This is a genomic window from Aneurinibacillus sp. Ricciae_BoGa-3 (genome assembly GCF_028421645.1).
Lineage (GTDB): Bacteria > Bacillota > Bacilli > Aneurinibacillales > Aneurinibacillaceae > Aneurinibacillus_B.
The window spans coordinates 4,653,491-4,676,897 of record NZ_CP116887.1; the positions used below are offsets into that span (position 1 = coordinate 4,653,491).

Here is a 23,407-nt window from a genome sequence, read left to right on the forward strand (position 1 = left end):
AAACCCTGAATTTAGCAGAAGCCAATCTGGGTTCCACTCCCCTTTTCCACAGTGGCCGGGGATTAAATACACTTCCCCTGCATTTAAAAGGAAAATTGAGAAAGCAATCATGGTGCAAACTATTTCCAGGGTGGGAAGGTGCATTGATAATGGAGCAATGGAAGCATTTTGGGATGAACAAGTACAGTACGTTTCAAAAATTAAAGAAAAACATTGAGGAATAAATACAATTTTGTCATCGTTCATGATACAAAAAAGACTAGCGACCTTTAGACCCTTAATATTCAGGGCAAAAGCCGCCTAGTTTCGTTTATTATTTCCAATGTCTACTCACAGGAGGCAGTTCATTTCATCTTTCCAGACTTTTGACCCAGTAAATCATTATCTTGCTATAGTAAACATTAATATTTGTGTTATTTGTGAGGAATACGTCTCTTTATTATTCGCTTTGGATACTTTGCTTTGCTAGGTGAAATGTAATATCTCACCACATCAACTCGAGAATGGGCGATATCTAAACTTGTCAAAAACTTAGCCAGTTCTCCTTTGTTAGGCCATCTTTTTTTGCCTTTCTTAGTATTTTTGTTGATTTTCCGCACCATCTTTTTATACTTTCCTCTAATACAGGGCCGTTCCCTTATCCTGCTTGCAATTTCCTTTTTCAAGTCACGCTCACTCTTTTTTAAATAAATTTCATATTGGCCGGAGGCATACGCTTTTCTGAAACTGTGCGCACTAAGAGTTATTTCTCTCCCCCTCTCATCTGTGTGGTTCACACCAGCCCGTCTTGCAGCTGGCGCGATCAGTGATTGAATTTGTTTAGCAGCAGCATCTATTGACTTCTGTTGTCCGTTTCGATATGTTATCTTGAACACTGGAGCACCTTGCTTCTTTCCTTTAATAATTTCCGTGAAAAGTTGTATGGCTTCACTATTCAACCGATGCGAATGCGTCAATCCACCTTTATCATTATGAAATGTGATTGTGCCATTAATTAGATCAATATCTTCAACTTTCAATCGTAGGCAAGCACTTAATCTCGAACCAGTATAAAGTATGGCAAATAAAAGATCCGCGACAATGGTTTTAATCGGAGATCTTGTCTTGAGAATTCCTTGAATCACCAGTTCGCATTCAGATCGTGTCGCTTTTAGCACGGTGCTTTCTTTACTTTTTCTAAATATTTTCTCTTCCTTTAGCATTGTTAGAAACTTTCGTTTATCACCTAAGCGCACTTCTCCTTTGTACACAGATGTCACCCGGGTTGCGACACGAAAAAACTCAATCGAATGAAAAAACGTTTTGATCGTCCAAACCGACTCGGCGGTGTTTTTATACCCTTCCACCTTTTCCCTAATATATTCCTCTGCATGCCTTGGCTTTGCCCGGCTAATATCTGTTATTCCGTAATTTGTGTACAAATACCGAGCATATTGCTTGATTCCAATTTTATATCTCCTGTATGTTTTTCCCGCAAGGCGTCCTTTTTTCTTGGAAACGGTGACTCCCTTTTTCTTTGCCTCTTCACACACACGGTCGATTTTGTGTAAATTTCGTTCATATTGTTCTTGTTTATTCATTTTAATATCCTCCAATTTCTTTAATGTTCGTTAATAGAAAACACTAGTATTTAGATTCTAAAAATAAAAAACAAGTTCCAGGAGTTGCATAGGAAACAATAATCCACAACCGAGACTTACTGGCCAGCACAACTCTGCCGGCTCGGTTTATGTTACGTGTGCCTTTGCTTTACAGCATCGGCAGGTACATTTCGCACCTCGTGTTTGGTGACTCACGACTGTCTTAAAGAGTACCCCAGTGGTGCCGGCGGGGTGACCTTACAAAAATTCACTACATGTTTTCCACAACTCCAATGGAACTACAGAACCGAAAACAAAACATGTTACGATTTATGGCAACCCTCCTTTGTTTACACAGACTCCCGTTGTAATACAATAATCCATCATGCCCGGGTTAACATGGACCGCGAAAAATGGCAACAAAAAAAACGCACCATCTTTAGGTACGTTTTGGATTTCTCGATAAGAAACGAGATATATGTATTTTTCGTTTACTCTAGTGAAAGTAACTAAACTGTTGATAGATATATGTTTGATGATCAAATTCATCTACACAAACAAAGACATTATTGCATTCTCTATTATTAGTAAAATCCTTTTTACATCATAACCCTTTTTAACACATTTAGAATAAATTCCGATTACAAATAGCATCTAATGTGTAAATACTACACAACTTGCTAGTTTTTATCGCGTGTCACTATTCAAGCACGTCATTTTTAGAAAAAAACGGGGTAAATACTTTTAAGAGTAGTTGCCGAACAAAGATGGCGTGCATGCATTACATACCTTCACCGGATACTTTTTCGGTCTCCTCAATACCATCTTCACCTACATGGAGCCTCGCGGCGACTCCGGATGTTCATGGTCTCTTCCACTTTTCGCAAATAAAGCTTGATTTACCGCAACTTTATAAGCTCCTCTGCCGTTTCTCCTGTCACTACTCCACCCAGAGCGAGAAACCGCAAAGCGAAGAAAAATAAAATAAACTTGATTAATTTGATATTACCCTTTCATCAACAATAAAACAACAAAAAAATTAATGGGAACGTAAAATCATTATACTAACAGCTAGATTGACAGCTCTTTTATAATTCCTGTCAACTAATTTAAATAGACGTCAACAGTAATTCGCCGTTACCCTGAATAAGTGGACTGTTTGGGTTAGACACTTCAAATAATTAGCAATCAAGTGGGCAGACGATGGGAGGTGAACAAAGCATTGAACAAGTACAATAAAATCCGTTCCATTAGCTACTAGCCTACATTTGGTGGCTATTTATTTAAACGTATCATATCTTTCAACCATAGCTACTCGTGTTAACCGTTACTAATTATGATGAGGATTTTTTTCCACCGTGATTGCCGCACTCGTAATTTCTTTTAGAACATCCGATTCTATTTGTTTATCCATTATCAGCGTTTACATATATACTTTTCCTATATCAGCCGATACATACCTGGAAGGAATTGATTCAAGACAATAGCAATAAATTCATTCTTACAGTACTCACAGTTACATTTCAAATGTTGCCTCTCTTCAAACTGAGAAAAATCATATTGACTACGCTTTCCATCGCGTTAATAACTGACATATTCACACTCCTCTACTCTCCCAAGAGTTAAATACTACTCTTTATTCTAGATTAACCTCACCAAGTGATAGAGAAATAGTTAGTCAACTTTACTTTAATAGTAAATTAGATTGTTTAAATCGCAGTAAATTTTTATCACAAAAACAAAAGAATTGCCATAATTTTCAAATTTAGAAAAACGCAAAAATTAATCTTTCGAAACAAATTATGACACATATTTGTAACTTATGTATGGTGGTATGTTTGCAATAGTGTAATTCATATCAGTTCAAGATACTTATGTAAAAAACACAAAGTTTTACATGTATTTGTCAACTCAAAATTCCCCCACTTAATCATTTAAAATTCCCCCGCCTAAGTTTTCCGTTTAGGCGCAGGAATGTCTATTTTTCCATTAGAAAGGGAAGTATTCCAACTTGGTTAGTAATTCATTCATCAACTTTCGGTTTCCGCTACACCAGTTGCTGCTTTTCCAGCCATTCCTTGGTTTGTTTCATTCGATAGGAATTCCCGTTCATATTGACAAGATAAGCCTGGTGGGTAAGCCGGTCAATCATGGCTGCCGTCATCACGGGATCCTGGAATATTTCCTCCCATCTCTCAAATGATAGGTTTGTTGTGATGATGGTGGATTTCTGCCCCGCACGGAGAGAGAGGTGCGTGAACAATAATTCCGCCCCTTCCTTGTCGAAGGAGATATATCCCATCTCGTCAGCGATGACCAAGTCGTATTTCTCAAAGCGTTTCTGGAAAGCCCGAAGGGTCCTCTCGGACCGGCACTCCTTGATTTGGTTGATCAATAGTGGGACGGTCGTGAACCAAACCTTATAACCCTCTACACACGCCTTCATCCCTAAGCCTATTGCCATATGTGTCTTTCCGGTTCCGGGGTTTCCGGCTAGGATGAGGTTCCTGCCTTCCTTGATGAATTCAAGGGTCTTCAAACGCTTGTATTTCTTTTGGGCATCTTCCGGCAAATCATACACCGATAGATCCTCCAAATGCTTCTTATAAGGGAACTCAGCCCTCCGGATCCTGTTGTATTGCGCGGAATCCTGTCGGGAGTCCCACTCTTTTTGCAATAAGGCTGCCAGGAATTCCTCATAGCTCGCATCCTTTTGATTCGCCTCTTTGATCAGTTCCTGGAAGCACTGGCGGACGATGGGGAGCCTAAGATCCTTGCTGTAATTGAAGATTTCTTCCGCCCATTCCTTCTGTTTGCTCATGCGATGGCCTCCTTGTTCCCTACTTCTTCCGTCTTGAACAGGGCATCGTACATTTTCAAATGTGCTTTCGATTGTTCACTGATGTCCTTTGTTTCCTTTGAAAGGGCAGAGTCAAGAGGCTTTATCTCTCTGTTTTTGGCACAAAGAATCTTTATCTTATCCGTCGTCACATGGCTTGCATTGATCTTTTTGAGTTTCGTGATGCTCTGTTCAATCTCGGCTATGCTTGATTCTTCCTTCAAAAACTGCATCAACTCTATAAATTCCTTCTCCCGACTGCTATAATAAGTCGTATAAATTGATTTTATCTTTTTGTCTGCCTGTTGTAATGCTGTGCTACCAGCTAATGCACCAGGCTTTTTCTTTAGTGTTTCAAGATAATGCTCCAAGTGCACACTCCATTCATGGCATCCTGTCAGGCGAAGATGCTCAGCTATTCTTTTTTCTTCGTGGAAAAAAATAATCCGGTTTGAGTAGGCTTTCACCTTTACAATTTCGCCAACCAAATGATCGGGGACCGAATAATGGCTTTGATCAATTACTACCGTCGAATACTTGTCGACACGCACGTTTTGGATTCGTGCGGCATCGAATGGAGGGGGAAGGGGGAGGAATTCATCTTGCTCGATTTCCAGACACTCTTCGGCAGTATGGTTTTGTTGGGATGGCTGGGATTTTCGGTTTCGCCGCTCACAGACTTTCATTAAGTATTCATTTGCTTCTTCCAAAGATGCAAAGCTATCCTGAAAAGCAAACGCCTTTCTTCGAACGACCTCAACGCTCCGCTCAACGTGTCCTTTTTCATTTCCTTTCCTTACATTACAAAAGCGATGTCTGAATCCATAATACAGGGATAGCTTCATTAGCCCATCGGTAGGTTCCTTTTCAGTTCCGACAAACCGTTTGACGGCGACTCTCATATTGTCGTAGACCATGGTTTGGTAAACACCGCCGGTGTTCTGGAAGAAGAGGGCATGTGCTTCCTGGAAACACTCCATCTTCTGGGTCATGAACAGGTAGGCCATGCGATAATTTCCAAAAGCCGAAGTGAAAACAGCCATCTGCAGCTTACGCCATTTTCCCGCTATTTTGACCTTCACTTCGCCCCAGTCGAATTCACATATATCACCGGGTAGATAAGTGCCTTTTATAAATGCTTCCTTTGTTTTTTTCTCCAGCTGCCTGATGGTCCGAAGGACGGTACTGTAACTGACTCCGATATCTTCTGCCTCTAGCGCTTCAAAAATATCAATAGGTTTTTTTAGTTGTTTTCGCAGCCCTTTCTTCCGCTTTTGTTCATTTTCTTCAAGGTATCGTATTATCTTTTGTTCTATTTCCTTCGTCATCACTCGCTTTTGACGAATGCCCACCTTATACTTTGGGGCCTCCACAAGTTCCTGGATCAATTCTCCTGTATGTACAGAATCACCACATTGTTCCACTTCAATCTTTTTATTCTCATATTCTTTTATATATTTGCTTACCGTCTTGCGGTCAATCCCTGTCTCTCTTGCAATCTCCCTTTGCGACTTTGCCTCCCTTAAGTACATCAGTAAGACTTCCTGTTTCTTTCTCAACGTAATCAACACTCCAGGCTCCCCACATTATGAAATAATATCTGTAGGGTTTAATTATATAATGGGGGAATTTTCGGTGACTACGGTGGCCCACTTTTAGATTACTAGATACAGTTTTACATAATAGCAATCATTTTTTACCTTGCATATACGCAGGCTCTAAGTATTAACTTATGGAGGATAAAAAGGAAGAAACTGACGGTAGTGTAACAAGGTTTTATTGGCAAGATATCAAATGTTAATGACGCAGTATATAGTCCCGAAGGTGACGGCGTTAGTTGTCCGCAAATTGACGAATTTATTGTCCAAGTGTCATTTGAAAAAAGGGAGAATCATGATAATTCTCCCTCAATCACCCGTTTGACCATGTGATCATCAATAATTCGATGTCCGTTCTGTGCCCCATAAAGTAAACAGTGCGTACACACCTTGTTGATGAGCCTTGCGGCCCCTCCGGAATAGCGGTGGATTTCATCTAATGCACCGTCAGAAAAGATTTGTTGGTCCACTCCTGCATAGTGAAGATGGCGTGCCACATACTCATCAACCTGTGCACGATCATAATGACCCAGTCTGCATTGAAGGTCGATTCTTTGGCGTATCGCCGCAAATGATTGAAGACGTAGGCGATCCCATAATTCACTCTGACCTACAAGAATGAGGGCCATTGGACTTTGGGCATCCATTTTGAAGTTGAGTAAGAACCTAACTTCCTCAAGCATCTCACGATCTAAAAGGTGAGCCTCATCTACGACTACGACGGGCTGAATATCATGGATTCCCTTCATCAACTCAATCTCCCGATGTAGTTGCCGTTTGGCATCCCCTCTATAAAACTTTGCTTCAGAGCCCAACTGTTCCAACATTCCCTTATAAAAATGACGAGGGGTTAATTTAGAATCCGACAAATAGAGCACTTGAAATTTCCCGCGATCCAGCCGATCCACAAACCTTCGAATGGTGGTGGTTTTCCCCGTACCGCAATCACCAGTCAATACTGCAAATAGCTGGCGTTCCGCCGCATACTTAAGCCTGCCCAAAATTTCACGCATCGGAGGGGAATCGTACAGCTTTTCCGTAGGGACATCCCTTGAAAAAGGAGTGTGTTGCATGCCATAAAAAGCCTCAAACATCCTGGCCATCCTCCTTCCATATCGCACGGAAGGCAACAGCAGGCGCCTGTTCCACCTGACGCTCTTGGTGTTTCTGTTCTGCTGCTTTTAATAGTCGGGATGAATCAGCCGCTTGTGCTTGAAGATGTGTGGGCATTGTGGGTCGTTTGCCAGCTCTTTCACCGATGACGAGCTTCCGCGCTGGGATTGCCCCTCAAACTCAATGGTAAGCTCCTCTAGATCCGAAGGATCATATACAACGTCCACTTGACGGCCAATGAATGGCAGTCCAACTTCATATTTTTGGTCCATAAAGCTGATGCATCCAGATTTATCTACCTTCCGTGTCTCACAATGGAGGAAAGCATTTGCCAATGCATCCGGATTGATAAAACGAAGAGCTTTCCTGTCACTTCGGAAGGCGGATTCCGGACTTGTTTTCTCACCGAGTGCGGAATGAGGCTTTCCTTGGTAACATTCGGCGAGCCATACTTGGAAGAGTTCATTCAACCGATCCAATGTATTCGGCTTCTCGAGTGCAGCTTCGCCCAGAAAAGAATCTACGATTCTATTAAAGCGTTCAACTTTACCCTTTGATTCAGGCGAATAGGGTTTTGCGAATACAAGACGGGTGCTGAGCTTTGAACATGTTCGCGCCATCCACTTGGTTCGGTACTGCTTGCCGTTGTCAAAATAAACCGCTTCGGGCACGCCATATTTTTGTATGGCCTGCTGAAAGGCATCTTCCACAATCCTAGAATCGAGCGTTGGATAGAAAGCACCATGCAAAACAAATCGAGTTGCATCATCCAATATAGCTACCAGATAGACTTGCTTTTTCGTTCCATTTGGACCGATAGGCAAATATGGGCCATATTTAATGTCTGATTGCCAGAGCTGATTGCGATGCCTCTTTTGAAACCGTCTGGCTGCAACGCCTGAGTCAGCATAGAGTCTCATTTGGCGCGTGCTATATCCTTTTTCCGTCAATTTTTCCTGAAGGGTGGAACGTTTAAGCTGACCCGGTTCTGCCAGGCCCTCCCACTCAAGTATTTGAATGATCTGTGCCACGCTTCGACTGGGTGCTTCCCTTCGAAGGAGAATAGCCTGCTCCAATAGGTGTGCCTGCAACGCCTCTGATTTAATTTGTGTTGATTTCCCCTTCGGCTTTAATCCTGAAAAACCTTCGGTACGATACTGGGATAGATAGCGTCTAATCGTTCTTTCAGACAGACCGCTGGTCTTACAGATTTGATCCTTGAGTTGCTTCACTCTTCCAGCATCAAGGCCCTCGGTTAGTAGAGGTGCAATAAGCTGGAAGCGCCCTGCAGCTATTTCTTCTGCTTTTTTCTGATCCCTCATGAATTAACACTCCTCTCCATGTGTTCATCATGAGTGTAAATCAGCCTCCTTCGGACAAAAATGCAGAACGGGTATGTACCCATAAATTTATATTTACGATCGGCCGGACAATTCTCTCCAGCCATCTAGGGGCATCGCCCACTAAACGTCCTATTCTTTGGAGTGCGGTCTGTGAATCTGCGGACGTCAAATTCAAAGGGATATTTTCCTGTTTAGTGCGAAGCATAATGGATCTTAGACAACCAACCCAGTAATCTACGAAATTTTTAAACCAGTCAAACCACCGATATAAAGTAGATTCATCGGCAGGAATATCATGATGAGAAGGTTTCGATAGAACCCTTTCAATGCACGCTGATTCATATCGCTTGTAAGGCACCAGAAAGTCTGGTAATTCATGATGAATTCTCCCACAATGATTACAGCTAAGACGGCGGATATTATAAACCTTTATCTCCCCCGATCTTTCTTTAGATTTTCGGTCTCTCGTTCCGATGACTCTCATGTTTTTTGCACAACAGGGAGAAGGAATTTCCGCCGCACCCCTAACTAAAAACGCCCAAAAGGGTGTTTTCAACCAGTTTGTAATCTGATACAATAATCATATTGTTTTTGTGGGACGTCTCCTGTGTAACTGTTGGTGCAGTTATACGAAATGGGGGACGTCTTTTTCCTTTCTCCAGAATGATACGAGGACATTATACTCGTCAACTTCCGGACAGGCAATCCCATCAACTTTGGGTTATTTTCGGGTATCAATAACAATCAAAATTAAAGCAAGGGATGGGGATATCTCTAGAACAAATATACGTTAAACTTTTGATTAAACCATAGTAATCCTGAAGAGATAGGATGGTATAGGAAGCATACAGCACATCGTTAGATTCCTGTAGGTTGAATAATTTGGACTTTGAATAAAAAAGAGTGTCCCTATACGATGGGAATACGCAACGGGTCAAAAGCCCTTAAATTCACATCAGGAGGACACTCTACTATGAAGTTTAAAGCGCAAGACAAACAAAATCAACGGATTGAAAATATTACCGCTAACCATCTTGTTGTCGGAGTAGACATAGCTCAAGAAACCCATGTCGCTAGAGCGGTTAATTTTCGTGGAATCGCTCTTGGTCATCCATTGGAATTCAGTAACGATGAGATTGGCTTTAAATCTTTGAAACGTTGGATTCAAGACTTACATACTTCTCATAGACTGACCACGACCATTGTTGGAATGGAGCCTACGGGTCATTATTGGTTTAGCTTAGCTCGTTGGCTTGATGAAATGCAAATAGAAACAGTGCTAGTAAACCCACACCTGGTGAAAAAGAACAAAGAAAACCGCGACAATACCCGTTCGAAAAGTGACAAAAAAGATGCTTTGGTCATCGCAGATATGGTCAAAAACGGCTACTACTCTCCCGTCCGTTCAACTGCAGAGGCTTTCGAAGAACTTCGCGTTCTTATAGCTAACCGCGATACCATCGTGAAACGTTTGGTTAGTGCAGTGAACCAAATTATCCGATGGGTGGATATTGTTTTTCCTGAATTAAGACAAGTCTTTAAGGACGTGACATGTATCAGCTCCCTGGCAACACTTCGGTTGTTCCCCTTACCTGAAGATGTAAAAACCATGAAGGTTACGGACATCATCAAGGGTTGGAAATCACATGTTAAAAGACATGCTGGTGTACGTAAGGCACAACTTTTAATCGATGTAGCCAAAAGAACTGTCGGTCCCAAGAAAGCCCTTCGGGCATACAGACTACACTTAGAGCAGCTTCTTGAGGAGCACGACCTTGCCCAAAAGCAGCTTGAAAAAGTAGAAATAGAGATTGAATCCGTTCTCGACCGAATTCCTTACGCCAAGAAAATGCTCGCTATAAAAGGCATGAGTACCATTTCAATCGCAGGAATTCTAGGAGAGTCTGGTGATCTAAGTGCCTTTTCTCATGGAAATTCACTATTACGACACGCAGGACTCAATCTCTCAGAAGCCAGTTCTGGTAAATGGAAAGGACAGATTGCGCTTAGCAAAAGAGGACGTCCGCGTCTCCGACGCTTCATATTTATTACGACTATGAGTCTAATAATAAATAACCAGGAATTCAAGAACATGCACCATCAAAATGTCTACGATAAGAAGCTCAAGAAAATGAAATCGGTTATGAAACTATGTGGGAAATTAGCTCGTATTCTAGTTGGCATGGCACGCAGTGGAGAACCTTACAACTGTCATAAAATTTTGCCACTAGCCGCTTAAAATTATCTACAGCTCACGCAAGTTGGTTGATTCGCAGGATGACAAAGAAAGCACGGAGTATCGGAAGTATTTCGCAAAAGGGCTCAGACCCGTTCCGTTAGAAAGACCGACCTCCACCCTTTAGATAGATGTAACGAAGGAATGAAAGGGCAAAGACCGTTGAGTCATGGGAGTGAAAATCTCTAAGGGCTGTGTGGAGAATACGTGCAGTATATGGAATAATTTGGCGATTTACTTCCTCACCTCTATTTCAGCATGCCTTCTAACAGCCGAGTCTAATCATTTCTATGCCCTCGTGCTAATTACCACTTCTAAAAGGGTTGAAATCCTGCGAATTTACGAGCTTGCGTGAGAAAAACTATTTAAACCGAGGGAGCGAAATACAAGAGATTTCAGGTGCACAGCTAATTTTACCACACCGTTAAATACATTATAATTCATATTGAAATGTTTTCCACAATTACTCAGCCGTTTTTAACTAACAAGACTACCAGCTAGATATAGCGAATTGATCATAAAGCAACAAATGAAGGCTTGCTGCTTAAAATATTAAGTCTAAATTTCGGAAATTATATTCTATACGAATTCCTGTTTTCGACAGACTTTCCCAAACAGATGTTCTATAATGCCTGTAGTAATAGTAAAAACAAAATACATATCGAGAAAATCGCATCCCTTTCTGAAAAGAAGGTAGGCAAAACCACAGACCTAAAGCCGGAGTAGCTACGGTGACAGGTTATTAGGAGGACAGTAATGTGTATAGAGTAAAAAAGGATGTAGATTACGAATGACTGGTACGCTTTCCTACGCACGAACAATTGGTGTCACCTGTGATGAAATTCGTTTTTTCTTTGGAAACAGCTACAATTAACAATGTTAACGAATAAAGAAATCGAAGAATAAAGGAGAACGTACAACATAGGGAGATAAACTACCCGTCACTTGCTTACTAGTGGTGGCTTGCAAAGGTGCAGTGACCTGACGGTACGAAATTTAAGTTTATCTGGCGCTGACGCGCATTGATATATTTTAATTAATTTTGCTGCCCATTCTTTATAATTGAAGGTCTTTTCGGTCTTTTCGGTGTTTTACAGTCGTTTCACTCATCTCGTACTTTCACCGTATCTCTGTCCCCTATTATTGCCACACATCACGAAAGAAATGGCTTTCAATAATACATATGAGATATAGTTAGTGGGATATGGACGCGTAATAGGTTCTGAATTAGACCACTCTTTTGAAATGGATTTTGTTCAGGCAACCGCGAAACGTGCCTTTCATACTAATGTATATTTCTTTCAGTAATTCCCTGTACTGCAGGCTTGAACGTACAGTGAAATATAAAGACGTTATACTTGAAAGACGACGGAAATGAATCTCGATCAGAACTGACGAATTTTCTGACGTTCTATAATGATGAGGATCCGCATCAATGTCAGACATACAAAACACCCACTGCTCCCTTCCTTTTGTAAAGAAGCTAACTTTGTTCTTGTCAATCTTTCTCACAGGCTCACCTTTCAACCCTAGAGTTTTCTTGACAAGACACGGTAAGGACATCACATGCTAGGAACCGTTCCCCGCAACCAAAATCTAAATTTCCACTCACTGTCAACCTCCTCGTTCTGCCCAGCCTAAATTGGTAAAAACGGCGTCTTCACGATAGGGTCCATTTTAGTTAGGCTGTTGTATTCGCTACTCCAAAGGTTTCTAATGTAAATAGAGCTATGAAAGTAATTGTGTTTAGCATTTACTCGGTCTGCCAAACGTAGCGTAAACGGAATCGAGTTAAACGGTAAAAGGATAAATAGAGATTGCATAACAGGTAGCAAATAACTTTCTTTTACCGCATTATAGTTGGTTCCCCAAATTACTGCGACAAAGAGTAAGAAATATCAGTCGTCCATAAGTTTACAACTTGAGTGAATTACAATAGGCCTTTCGATCATTATGTGGTGACATGAGATAATGTGATTGAAAAGCCGTTTGCTCGGAGCCTTAGAGAAAAGAATTATTATTTTTTTCTTAGACAAATTCTACCTCAATTCAGAAAAATAAAATATAATTTTAAGAAACGATACTGACAGCAAAATAGAGGTGTTAAGCCGTGATTCTAAGTACAAAACTACATATTCCGCAATTGCGAGGGGATATACTTGTTGAGCGTCCAACGATAACCGAGCTGTTGAATAAAGGGCTAAAAACAAAACTAACCTCCGTGACGGCTCCTGGTGGTTATGGCAAGACAACAGCGCTGAGTCATTGGCTGAAGCAGAGCGGGATACCTTCCGTATGGGTTTCCTTTGACCCACAAGATAATGATTTGATCCAGTTTTGGAGTTATGTGATTGCTGCTGTCGACAGTAAGAACTCGGGTTTTGCTGAGGCAATGAATACATATCTACCAACGCTTAAATCTGGGGCATTTGCGACATTTATCACAGCAATGATAGATGAGTTTAGCAGCCATTCCGATGAATTGGTACTTATTTTTGACGATTATCACTCAATTCATCTATCTTCAATTCACGCATCGGTGGTGTTTTTACTTGAGCATTTGCCCGCTCATATTCATTTATATATAGCAAGTCGTTTTGAATTGCCCATTCCAACGGCTCGATTGCAGACGATGGGCCAGGTGGTTAAAATTACAATTCGGGATTTACGATTTCAACTCGATGAAGGAATTCGTTACTTCCGTGATTGCATGGGGTTTTCGCTGTCTAAAGATGATGTATCTATACTTGTCAGTCGTACGGAGGGATGGATTAGTGGACTGCATCTTGCGGCGATTTCACTGAAAAAAAGCGATCATTCTTCCAATTTTATCAATGCTTTTAGCGGTGTACATCGCAGTGTAGCAGATTATCTTTTTCAGGAAGTGTTCAGCCACCAGTCCGATGAGATGCGGTCTTTTCTCCTGGAGACATCGATATTAAACAGAATGAACGACGCACTTTGTGAGGCTGTTACCGGACAAACCAATTGTCAGGAACGCTTGGAGTTGCTGGATCAACAGAATTTGTTCATCATTCCTTTGGACGATGAACGACAATGGTATCGCTATCATCATTTGTTTTCTGAGTTTTTGCAAAGGCAATACCAGCAAAAGCATCCGGAACAGGCCAAACAATTGTATGTTCGGGCGGCTAATTGGTTGGAAGAGCATGGCTTTTTTGAAGAGGCGGTAGAGCATTTCCTTATGGGAGGGCATTACCCCGAAGTTGTTTCCTTGATTGGAAAGCATCTACACGGCCTACAATTAAAGAGAGGGGTGCTGTATCGATGGTTTAGCGCACTGCCAGAGTCTTCCCTTCTGGCAACACCAGAAGTTCAACTTCTTTATGTAAAAATACTGGCCGAATCCGAAGGACTGGAACTGGCTGGATCAAGACTTCGCCTGATGGAAGACAATCTGTCCGATCCTGAGTGGAAACCGTTTGTTGGTACGTTTTTTTATTTATATGCGGCCGTTTCTTTTTACCGGAAAGAGTTTCAGCGTGCGACGGAATATTTGGAACTATTTGAGCAGCATATGCCGGAAGGCAGCTATATACAGATGATTGAGGCTAATACATTTACTGTAAATTTTGATTCGCTATTGGTTTTTTTCGATGATCTGCATGAAGCAGAGAAATTCTTTTATAAATGGATTAAGGTTTGGGAAAACAAGAAAAATTACCCTTACGTTGGTTTCTTTTATGTCGCATATAGTGAGCTTTTATATGAATGGAATCGCTTGGAAGAGGCTGAAGTCTATTTGGAAAGGGCACTGCGGGAAAAGTGCATGCAGCCATACTTCCTTATTTTTGGACGTGCTGCTATCTACGCTGCACGGGTTTCTCTAGCTAAGGGGAATTCGGCAAAAGCATTTGATCTGCTTGAGCAGATTAAGCCTAACATCGATTCACCGGATAGAGCTATAGCCCTGAAAAAATTGGATGCGGAGAAGGCGTATTTGTCACTTGCAAACGGTTCTTTCAAAGATGTGACCGCTTGGCTGGGGATTTGTGGATTAAAGCATAGCGATACGGTCCCACTGTATCTTTTCAGCGAATATCTTCAGTTGGCCAGAGCGCTTATGCAATGTGGGTCGGTTAACGAAGCTTTACAACTGCTGGAGCATTTACATCGGCTCGTCGATAATGAAGATCGACTCAGATATAAGATAAAAGTGTGCATTTTACAAAGCATCGCTCTTCATCGAAAGGGAGATACAACGGATGCACTTATGAAGCTGGAATCCGTTCTGCACCTCGCGCAGCCACAAGGATACATCCGCAGCTTCGTTGATGAAGGCGTGGAACTGGCGAATCTGCTTGCCCAATATTTAGACCATAGGCAGCATAGCTCACTCCGAAATTCTCTACCCGTACCGTTGCGTTACGTAAAGAAATTGCTGCAACTGATGAATGGTCAAACGGAAGGATCTTTGCCTCTCCCCTCTCTACTAACGCAGCAGGAAATGAAGATTTTGCGAATGATTGAGCAAGGGTTCAAGAACCAGCAAATTGCCGACAACATCTATGTGACCGTGGGAACCGTGAAGACGCACTTGAAAAATATATACAGGAAGCTTGAAGTAAACAGCAGATTGCAGGCGTTGCAGCGTGCAAAAGAGTTGAATTTGCTGTAATGTGTTCAGCGGATTTCCTTGTGGAAAAGAAGCGAGTCTATAACGAAACCGGAAAGACTCTTTCCAATAAAGAGATTTCACTCACGTTGCTGAAGAAATCCGTGAGCTGGCTTCAAAATGTGACTCCATCGTGCTGCAATGCCGCCTATCAGAAGTTTTTTCTTGAGAAGAAAGGCTTCCCTCGCTTTACAGCGCAATAAAACGAACAGTCCTACACTGATCGGTAAGTACTTTGTTTCGTTCACCTGTGAAGTGGAAACGCGCACCACTTCCTGCCTTCGGCCAGACGGTCGGGATCGGTTTTGGCCTTAAAGATTTTCGATACTCTCTACTTGTAAATAAATCGCCCAATCCGGCACCAACGAACTCCAGCTTGCCCGTGGCAACGGATGATGTGTTGAGAAAGGATCAGAAACGGACTTGCATGAATCTCTTGGTTCTAAAAGTCTTAAAAGAATAGATCGGGGATGATATTACTGTTTGGGGTGAGGAGAAATAAGTTTAAGATTAGAATCTGGTTTTTTACAGTGAACTAAACTGATATCTTTTTTGCAATAGGGACAAATCCAGGAACCCCTTTCTGTACTACCGAATGAAACCTGTAAACAGTATATACACTTTTTCTCTAGCAAGTGCCTCATCCCCTTTTGCTAAAGGAAATTGTTATCCTTAGCATTTAGTTTCCTTTCTTTGAGCTTATCTTAGATTTCTTGTGATTCAACCCTACTTTGTAAGCCATTAATTTAGATTATTATCCAAAAGCTTATTGAACTAATAATCGATAAGCTTTAGATCTTCACAGTAAATTATAGCGCACATCAGTTAAATTTTATGTCGTTTGGTGCATTTATACTTTTATCGTAACTACTTAGGTCAGTGAGCCGAATGAAAACTGACCGCGTATGACAGAAATAATAGAAGCGAGTACATCCAGTTTTTGTTTTCGAAGCGTGGAAATGAAGCCGCGGATGCGCGCAAATTGCTTGGCTCCCTCTTCTGTACGGAAGGATCCAGAAATTTTCTGCTTGATTTTCATCATTCGAATGTCACGTTCTGCTTGACTGTTGTCAAAAGGCACTCGATCATCTCGAAGAAACCGCAGTATGGCGGTTTTGTGCAGAATGAATCGCTCGCCAAGGTTAGCTGCTTTGCTTTTGAAATTCTTTTTCGAGGCGCAGAGGAATGGAAAACCCCTCCTCCTGCACCTGATGCTCCTTTAAAAAGGGGCCGAAAGGGGTTTACTTTATGGAGCACAGCACGGACATCGAATTATTGATGATCACATGGTCAAACGGGTGATTGAGGGAGAATTATCATGATTCTCCCTTTTTTCAAATGACACTTGGACAATAAATTCGTCAATTTGCGGACAACTAACGCCGTCACCTTCGGGACTATATACTACGTCATTAACATTTTCCGTTCAATGAAATTAGATGACTATACCCTTTTTAAAGATTATTAAAACATTTGAGATACCTAAGTAGTTACCTTTTATCAGCGTATTTTTTTGAAAATCGGTTATAAACTTTGGATTAATCTTACTTCAACATAGCGTTATACCTTCTCAGCATAAGCACCTTTCTCAACCGTTCATCTATATTGTTTTCTTCTTCAAAATATAGTATTTTTTCACACAATCCTAGATTTTGTTTCAGCTGTATTGTGTTTGTCAGAAATAATCTTATTTCTCCAACTGATAAACCTATTCTTCGGGCTTCCATTATTAATTCGACCCATTCTTGCTCTTCCTCATTCGTATAAGGTTTCAATAAAAAACACACCCCAATACCATAGAATTTATAAAATGTTTTTCATTTAACACAATTGACCAGCAACTTTAATTGGTTATATTTCATAGATGGTTACAAGAAAAATTTGAAATACTCTTTTTCCACCTTTATAACTATAAACCCTGTCTTTATAAAAAAAAATCTCCCAAAGGGGGGAGATAAGGGGGGATCTAACATCCGTGTATTTCCATTTAGATTATATTTAACTCTTTTGCACGCTGCAAAGCTTTAAGTCTGCTGTTAACATCAAGCTTCTTATACATATTTTTTATATGTGTTTTTACGGTTCCAACAGTTACGTGAGTATGTTCGGCTATTTGTTTATTTGACATATCCTTCTCAATCAGGCGCAAAAATCTTTGTTTCTTGCTCGGTTAATAGAGAAGTACTCGTCACGTTCCCTTTTACACTTACATTCATTAGCAGCAGCAATTTTCCTACGTAAGCCAAGGATACCGGAAAGGATGAACGAATGTGTTTTAGTTGCCTAAGGTTTAAATACCGTGTCAGCATATTCGCCATGCTCTCACCCTCATCAATAAAACTTCGGATATATCCATGAGGTTCCGCCAGATACAGCGCTTCTTCAAGCTTTATTAAAGCGATCTGTTCTCTGCCCCCCAAGTAAAGCATGATACATTGCCCGATCAGCACCCTGATTCTGTCTCGCAATCGGTCTTCCCTTGAAACAAGACGATGTAACCGCTCCAGGAGGTACTCGCACTCTACCAGATGTCCACAGTGTGCCAACGTTCTTGCCAGTGTCATGTATTCCCCGACATGGTAAAGCGGGATGTCATCTTTATAGCTGAACCCGCATGTTTGCAGCCAATGGGCCAAATCATCATTGGAGCCCTGCCGAATCCATAAATTCGCTTTAAGTGCCTCAATTCTCATGGAGAAAATCAGGTAATCAGGAGAATTGATTTTTGACTTTACCTGCTCCAGCATTTCGTGTGCCATATCAGGGCATCCTGTAATATATTGAATCCTGGATGCTACTGCAACAGCACGAACCAGGTTTCTTGAGAGCTGCTGCATATCCTTTTGTTGAAGCACTCGTTCAGCGTATAACTCGGCCTCCTCCAACAGGTTCCATTCGTACAACAATTCACTGTAAGCAACATAAAAATAACCTCCGAACCGGTAATTCTTTTTATTCTCCCACGTTTTTACCCATCGCTTAATAAATGATTCCGCTAAATGAAGATCATTGATGTGTGCGATCATATCATCATATTTACTGCCGACAGCTGCATTGCCGCCAAGCGTTTGCAGATAACTTCCTTCCGGCATGTGCTGTTCGATTATATCTAAACAGTCGATAGCTCGTTGAAGATCACGCTGGGTATACGCGATCATTGCATACCCCCAGTACAGATTGCCTATGGCCTTCCCCCAATCCTCATCTGTCAGCGTATGTTTCATGCCAGCCAGCCGTATCCCCACTTGCTCCGCCCTCATTTTCGCCAATTCCCATTCTCCAAATCCTATTAACACGCTTATATAATAAATTTCTATCATCGGCTTTTCAGAAATACAGGCTTCTGGTAAGACAGCTATCCATCTATGTAAAACCGCCCAATTCGCTTGCACCATTGTTGGAAGAAGCTTCTCTATCAATCCAACTGCTTCGACATAATAATTTCCCACTATAAAATGATCGACCGCTTCCTCTATAATCCATGGAGTTCGAACCATCTGGCGGCATTTTCATGCGCAATCATCCATTCTTTCAGATGTTTCTGCTGCAAATAACGCTGCAGGAAATCCGCAAAAAGATGGTGATAGCGATACCAGTCCCTCTGCTCATCCAGGGGGACTATAAACAAATTCTGCAGCTCCAACATCTCCAATGTCTCTTGAGATTGAGCCACACCTGTTACTGCTTCGCATAACGAACTATTCATTCTCTTTAAAATAGAAGTTTTCATTAAAAATGTCCGCACATGTTCCGACTGATGAAGAAACACCTCTTCCAGCAAATAAGATGCAATATCCCGCTGTTGTCCGTTGAATTTACGAATCAAATCTAACGGATTTGGACTTCTTTTTAGAGATAGTGCGGCTAAATGCAGTCCACTGATCCAGCCTTCTGTCTGCAAGGTTAACCGGTAGACATCGTCTTTCGATAGAGTCAGATCCATACAGTTTTCAAAATAGATACTGGCTTCATACTGTTCAAATCGTAAGTCATCAATGCTAATGGTATGAAGCTCGCCTCTTGCTTGAAGCCGAGCTGTTGGCAGGAAGGGTGTGGGAACGACTTGCAATATACAGGTGAATATGAGGAGGCAAAACTTCAAGCAGATACGACAAAGATGTGTGGATGGAGGGCTGTTGAATCACGTGAAAATCATCAAGGATTAGTACCAGTTCATGCGGGAGTGCGTTTAGGCCATTAATCAACGCGGTAATCATAGGTGAATAAAATGATTCGTGAAAGCTGTCTTTTTTAGGCCAATTGCCAATTTCCAAATCAGGATGCGCATTCGTGGTTGCGACGAGTACATAATTCCAGAATTGAGTAAAACTATTATCCTGTTTGTCCAACGAAACCCATGCCACAACAAAATCACATTGTTTCACCCACTGGCTTAGCGCCGTCGTTTTACCATACCCAGCAGGGGCAGTAATAATGGTAATATTTTATCATTTCTCAACTTGCTGAGCGAAGGCATTATAAACGGTTAGTTGTGATGGGGATTTTTTGGACTATCATTGCTGCGTATTACCAAGCGATAGGCAAATAGTTAGTCAACATTACATTAAGTAGTAAATTAGATTGTTTCAATCGTAGTAAATTTATATCACACAAACAGAAAAATTGCCACAATTTTTAACTTTAGAAAAGTAATGAAATTTCATCTGTCAAAGCAAATTATGACACACTTTTCTAACTTATGTATGTTAGTATGTTTGCAATAGTGCAGTTTAGACCAGTTCAAAATACTTATGCAATAAACACAAAGCTGCCTCTACATGATACACGAATTTATTCTTTGGTGAGGAGTATCATATTAGCCACAAGCAAACCATACGATAGAACTATAATTACGAATACGAAGATAAAAAAAGACCAGAATATAAAGTCTAAGTTCACGTATCAATAGATGAGGGCCTTAACTGAGAGCAAAAATACGTCGAAACATTTCAAACAACTCACCAATATAAATCCGATTAATCGACAGACTTAGCCATAAGATTAGACTATAATTTCTATCGTAACAGTACAAATATAACGTTTAGAAAAGGGCAACCCTCTCTGAAAAGAAGGTGCGCAAAACTACAGACCTAACGTATTAGTACAATGGTGGCTGGGTTACCTAACGGAACACTCTCAGGGGGAAATCGATGGTTGCTAAAATTGAAGATGAATCAAAAAAACAACTTGATAATGAATGGGTGACTCTCCTTTGCCGTGCACGCGAACTCGGATTGACACCTGAAGAAATTCGCCATTTCTTTCATACGAGTAAAATGAACAAATCCGATGGGATAGGCGCAGGAAAAAATGAGTAGTTTCGCCTAAGGGAGGTTACTGTTTTGGTTTTTGTAGACGCCACTTATTGAACTCGAGGAATTCCCTAAATTGTTCTTTGCTTATTCCAGATTCCATTGCTTCTAATGCCAAATCTATCCACTCTTTATCTAATGTTGTTTTATTCTCTTTTGGCTCCTCATCGTTTAATAATTCTTTCACATCTATATTTAGTACATCAGCTATTTTTTCAAGAAAATGAATCGAGGGATTCTTTTGAATGTCTCGTTCAATCGAACTTAAATATGATTTAGCAATTCCTGCCCTTTCTGCCAATTGGGTGAGGGTTAAACCATTATCTTTGCGGAGTTGTTGAATACGTTTACCGATCATGGATAACTCCTTTAACCTGATTTTATTTAAGTATAACAAAAATAGGTTCATTAGGAAATTATAATTGCTCTCTTGTTAACTGAAAAACCCCCAACGTTCATTGGTGTTGGGGGTTCAACCTTTAGGGATTCTTCACAATAAAGGGAACTTGAACAGATTGACCGTTGTCTACCGCGTAACGGGCCCACACTTGATAGGAATTGGTGGCAGGCACATAGGTAGCTGATGTGATGTTAGAATCGGTAAAATAGATGTCATGATCCTTGTTGATAAAATTCAGGTTAAACTGCTTTCCATTTACAGTTTGAACCAATTTCGTCTCCGTTTGGGATGGTGTTCGTTGGCTTCCCACCACATGGATCCATTGACTCCTGGATTCCACTTTCCCACCCGCCGGGGTGAAGAAGTAGTTAATCTGATAGTCCCCATCTTTTAAAAGTTGAGAGAACTGCGGATCGATCTCAAACACACCATTTCCGAGATATGTAGGCTCCAGATTTTTGTAATACAACAAATCTCTGCTAACCATAACCGCTTTCATAATCTTTCCATCCAATGAATCAAAACCTTGAATAGGGTTGCCGAACTTATCCGTAACTTGCATTTTTAGTGTTTGGTATGCATCCTTACTAAAAGTTGTAGGCTGCTGTTCAGGCACAGATGGCAGGAGCGGCCCTTGACCCGGACCTCTCGTAACTTGCGTATTTTGTTTAGTTGAAAAAATAAATGAAAAGGCACTTTTCATGTCGGTTTTAATTGCATCCAATTGTTTGGATGCAAATACTTCTATGGAGGCTTTGATACTTCCCCAGTCAAAATCTTGTTGAATTTCATTTGTTTGGTGCACAGGATCCGCTCCGACTGTAACCTGTAGGGGCCCGGGTGTCCACTCAATTGGCTTAGCACCTGGTTGGCTTACTTTTGCAGACTGTGTAATATTTAACACAAAATTGTTTGCTGCATTTTTAATAATTTTCACAAAATTTTCCGCATCAAAATGAGTCGGGTTCGATGGTGATGCCGGTGTATTTTGATTTTGAGCAGCGGCAATGTCTGCGACCTGTTTCTGAACCATCACGGCCGAACCTGCAGTCACTACACTCTGGGATTGGGTAGCGATGACATTGGTACCCTGTGATTGCTTCAACAGGTCAGTTGAAGGTGAAGTGCTAGTTGTCTGATTTTGCTGGGTATCAATTGCGGTGTACTGCTCTTGGCTAATTGTACCAGCGTCCGTTATCTTAACCCCCTGCACCTGAGTGATGTTAGCCTCAGTACCCTGTGTTTGTGACGCCGCATTCACTGTTTGCCCTTGAACAGCAGTAACATTACTCCCTTGTTTCTCATAGGCTGTGGACGCACCGGATGTTGTTGCCGCTTGTGATTGACCAGCGATTACTACTGTATTTTGGCCCTGCGAGCCACTTGCAGTTGATGTTGAATCTTGGACTTGACCAGTCGTGATAGTTGTATCCTGTTTTGGAGGGCTACCTGCAGTTGTTTGTTTAGTCTGGTTTAAATTCGTATTGCTTCCTGCCTGTTGTGTTGGGACAGAGGTCGAAGGTTCCTGTGCGCTAGAATTGTGTGTTTGGTTTGAACTTGTATTCGTTTGTTCAGACTGGGGCACAGTACTTAGACCTTGTTTTTGGGAAACCTCCACACCCATCACTTGACCCTGTTGACTTTGCCCTCCCCCCCCTGTTACAACTGACGTGGTTTCGGTAGTGTCAGATTTAGTTGTTTGGCTTTGGGTCGCGGAGTTGGTTGAATCATTTCCAGATGAAGAATTAGAGGTGTCATGCGTTGCCGGGCTGGCATTACTTGTAGTTTGTGTCTGAGTACCCTGGCTTGCTGATTGGGCCGGACTAGATGATTGACCACCCTGGGACACTGAAGAAGATGAGCTTACCCCGGTTGTTGATGCCTGGCTGCTAGTAGCAGAAGCACTCTGGCTGCTAGCAGAACCAGTACCTGAAGCAGTACTTGGACTGGCACTGGCACTGGCACTTGAACCGGTACTTGGACTAGCACTTGGACTGGCACTTGGACTAGCACCGGGAGAGGATGTATCAACCGCTTCCGCCAACGTATTATCCGTGTTAATAAATAACCCACCAATACCTAAAACAAAAGCCAGAGTAATCACGATATTTTTGTTCATCATTTGGTTACCCCTTTGATTTAATTAAATTACCGATTTTTATCCGTTAAATTATCTGAATTACTAGTTGTTCTGTAAAACGAACATTAGTCTATTATGGTCTGGTTAACAAAACTTAAAACCTATTTGTTATATTTTTTGCTTTCGAAATTACCAAGAATATGTATCCAAAAATACAACGGCAAGTAAGAGAAAAGTAACTCCATCCAGTAAGGACCAGATGGAGTTATG

Annotated in this window: 16 protein-coding genes, 2 pseudogenes and 1 riboswitch; of the genes and pseudogenes, 4 read left to right on the forward strand and 14 right to left on the reverse strand. The window is 41.3% G+C overall.

From position 1 onward, the window contains the following. Positions 1 to 413: 413 nt before the first annotated feature. The 6 genes and pseudogenes from PP175_RS23685 to PP175_RS23710 all read right to left on the reverse strand — a co-directional run bounded on the left by PP175_RS23685 (position 414) and on the right by PP175_RS23710 (position 8,957). Complete coding sequence (locus tag PP175_RS23685) at positions 414 to 1,580, reverse strand: tyrosine-type recombinase/integrase (RefSeq protein WP_272440651.1); 1,167 nt, start codon at positions 1,578 to 1,580, stop codon at positions 414 to 416. Positions 1,581 to 3,627: 2,047 nt separating this feature from the next. After that, positions 3,628 to 4,401, reverse strand: coding sequence for an IS21-like element helper ATPase IstB (istB, locus tag PP175_RS23690; protein ID WP_272439675.1), 774 nt, complete (start codon positions 4,399 to 4,401; stop codon positions 3,628 to 3,630). Further along, positions 4,398 to 5,987, reverse strand: coding sequence for an IS21 family transposase (istA, locus tag PP175_RS23695; RefSeq protein ID WP_272440506.1), 1,590 nt, complete (start codon positions 5,985 to 5,987; stop codon positions 4,398 to 4,400). The genes istB and istA overlap by 4 nt, the downstream gene beginning before the upstream one ends. A gap of 323 nt (positions 5,988 to 6,310) precedes the next feature. Next, the gene (locus PP175_RS23700; RefSeq protein ID WP_272440652.1) at positions 6,311 to 7,111 is read right to left on the reverse strand and encodes an ExeA family protein; all 801 of its coding nucleotides are present in this window, start codon (positions 7,109 to 7,111) and stop codon (positions 6,311 to 6,313) included. Beyond that, positions 7,104 to 8,452, reverse strand: a pseudogene (locus PP175_RS23705) (DDE-type integrase/transposase/recombinase). Before PP175_RS23705 ends, PP175_RS23700 begins: the two are co-directional and overlap by 8 nt. 40 nt (positions 8,453 to 8,492) lie before the next feature. Beyond that, the gene (locus tag PP175_RS23710) at positions 8,493 to 8,957 is read right to left on the reverse strand and encodes a DUF6431 domain-containing protein (RefSeq protein WP_272440654.1); all 465 of its coding nucleotides are present in this window, start codon (positions 8,955 to 8,957) and stop codon (positions 8,493 to 8,495) included. Positions 8,958 to 9,446: 489 nt separating this feature from the next. Between PP175_RS23710 and PP175_RS23715 the strand changes: the two genes are divergently transcribed. The 3 genes from PP175_RS23715 (at position 9,447) to PP175_RS23725 (ending at position 15,548) form a co-directional block, all read left to right on the forward strand. Then, complete coding sequence (locus PP175_RS23715; RefSeq protein ID WP_272440655.1) at positions 9,447 to 10,712, forward strand: IS110 family RNA-guided transposase; 1,266 nt, start codon at positions 9,447 to 9,449, stop codon at positions 10,710 to 10,712. 2,107 nt (positions 10,713 to 12,819) lie between these two features. Beyond that, positions 12,820 to 15,348 (forward strand): winged helix-turn-helix domain-containing protein, encoded by a 2,529-nt coding sequence (locus PP175_RS23720; RefSeq protein ID WP_272440656.1) that lies wholly within the window; start codon positions 12,820 to 12,822, stop codon positions 15,346 to 15,348. Positions 15,349 to 15,368: 20 nt separating this feature from the next. Beyond that, positions 15,369 to 15,548, forward strand: coding sequence for a hypothetical protein (locus PP175_RS23725; protein WP_272440657.1), 180 nt, complete (start codon positions 15,369 to 15,371; stop codon positions 15,546 to 15,548). Positions 15,549 to 16,216: 668 nt separating this feature from the next. Here the strand turns inward: PP175_RS23725 and PP175_RS23730 are convergent. The 6 genes and pseudogenes from PP175_RS23730 to PP175_RS23750 all read right to left on the reverse strand — a co-directional run. Beyond that, a pseudogene (locus PP175_RS23730) lies at positions 16,217 to 16,513 on the reverse strand (IS66 family transposase); the annotation flags it as partial. Positions 16,514 to 16,889: 376 nt separating this feature from the next. Continuing rightward, positions 16,890 to 17,132, reverse strand: a complete 243-nt coding sequence (locus PP175_RS23735; protein ID WP_272440658.1) for an anti-repressor SinI family protein — start codon at positions 17,130 to 17,132, stop codon at positions 16,890 to 16,892. 200 nt (positions 17,133 to 17,332) lie between these two features. Then, a complete protein-coding gene (locus PP175_RS30165; RefSeq protein WP_442870402.1) occupies positions 17,333 to 17,473 on the reverse strand; it encodes a helix-turn-helix transcriptional regulator in 141 nt (46 codons plus the stop codon). 7 nt (positions 17,474 to 17,480) lie between these two features. Further along, positions 17,481 to 18,842 (reverse strand): tetratricopeptide repeat protein, encoded by a 1,362-nt coding sequence (locus PP175_RS23740; protein ID WP_272440659.1) that lies wholly within the window; start codon positions 18,840 to 18,842, stop codon positions 17,481 to 17,483. Next, positions 18,818 to 19,288, reverse strand: coding sequence for a winged helix-turn-helix domain-containing protein (locus PP175_RS23745; protein WP_272440660.1), 471 nt, complete (start codon positions 19,286 to 19,288; stop codon positions 18,818 to 18,820). Before PP175_RS23745 ends, PP175_RS23740 begins: the two co-directional genes overlap by 25 nt. 55 nt (positions 19,289 to 19,343) lie before the next feature. Next, positions 19,344 to 19,787, reverse strand: a complete 444-nt coding sequence (locus PP175_RS23750) for a hypothetical protein (protein WP_334314226.1) — start codon at positions 19,785 to 19,787, stop codon at positions 19,344 to 19,346. A gap of 598 nt (positions 19,788 to 20,385) precedes the next feature. Beyond that, a riboswitch (cyclic di-GMP riboswitch) is annotated at positions 20,386 to 20,471 on the forward strand. A gap of 24 nt (positions 20,472 to 20,495) precedes the next feature. On the opposite strand from PP175_RS23750, the gene PP175_RS23755 reads away from it, so the two are divergent. After that, positions 20,496 to 20,663 (forward strand): anti-repressor SinI family protein, encoded by a 168-nt coding sequence (locus PP175_RS23755; protein WP_272440662.1) that lies wholly within the window; start codon positions 20,496 to 20,498, stop codon positions 20,661 to 20,663. 16 nt (positions 20,664 to 20,679) lie between these two features. On the opposite strand, the gene PP175_RS23760 is transcribed toward PP175_RS23755, so the two are convergent. Together PP175_RS23760 and PP175_RS23765 are read right to left on the reverse strand one after the other, a co-directional pair. Beyond that, a complete protein-coding gene (locus tag PP175_RS23760) occupies positions 20,680 to 21,015 on the reverse strand; it encodes a helix-turn-helix domain-containing protein (RefSeq protein ID WP_272440663.1) in 336 nt (111 codons plus the stop codon). A 121-nt stretch (positions 21,016 to 21,136) separates the two neighbouring features. After that, positions 21,137 to 23,179 carry a hypothetical protein gene (locus PP175_RS23765; RefSeq protein WP_272440664.1) on the reverse strand — a complete coding sequence of 681 codons (2,043 nt, stop codon included), beginning with the start codon at positions 23,177 to 23,179 and terminating at the stop codon, positions 21,137 to 21,139. Positions 23,180 to 23,407 lie beyond the last annotated feature (228 nt).

Coding starts and splice junctions, on each gene's coding strand:
- PP175_RS23740 (WP_272440659.1), bottom strand. CDS start 18,842: ATGGTTCGAACTCCATGGATTATAGAGGAAGCGGTCGATCATTTTATA.
- PP175_RS23700 (WP_272440652.1), bottom strand. CDS start 7,111: ATGTTTGAGGCTTTTTATGGCATGCAACACACTCCTTTTTCAAGGGAT.
- PP175_RS23760 (WP_272440663.1), bottom strand. CDS start 21,015: ATGATCGGTAAACGTATTCAACAACTCCGCAAAGATAATGGTTTAACC.
- istB (WP_272439675.1), bottom strand. CDS start 4,401: ATGAGCAAACAGAAGGAATGGGCGGAAGAAATCTTCAATTACAGCAAG.
- PP175_RS23710 (WP_272440654.1), bottom strand. CDS start 8,957: ATGAGAGTCATCGGAACGAGAGACCGAAAATCTAAAGAAAGATCGGGG.
- PP175_RS23765 (WP_272440664.1), bottom strand. CDS start 23,179: ATGATGAACAAAAATATCGTGATTACTCTGGCTTTTGTTTTAGGTATT.
- PP175_RS23745 (WP_272440660.1), bottom strand. CDS start 19,288: ATGGATCTGACTCTATCGAAAGACGATGTCTACCGGTTAACCTTGCAG.
- PP175_RS23685 (WP_272440651.1), bottom strand. CDS start 1,580: ATGAATAAACAAGAACAATATGAACGAAATTTACACAAAATCGACCGT.
- PP175_RS30165 (WP_442870402.1), bottom strand. CDS start 17,473: ATGTCAAATAAACAAATAGCCGAACATACTCACGTAACTGTTGGAACC.
- PP175_RS23755 (WP_272440662.1), top strand. CDS start 20,496: ATGGTTGCTAAAATTGAAGATGAATCAAAAAAACAACTTGATAATGAA.
- PP175_RS23715 (WP_272440655.1), top strand. CDS start 9,447: ATGAAGTTTAAAGCGCAAGACAAACAAAATCAACGGATTGAAAATATT.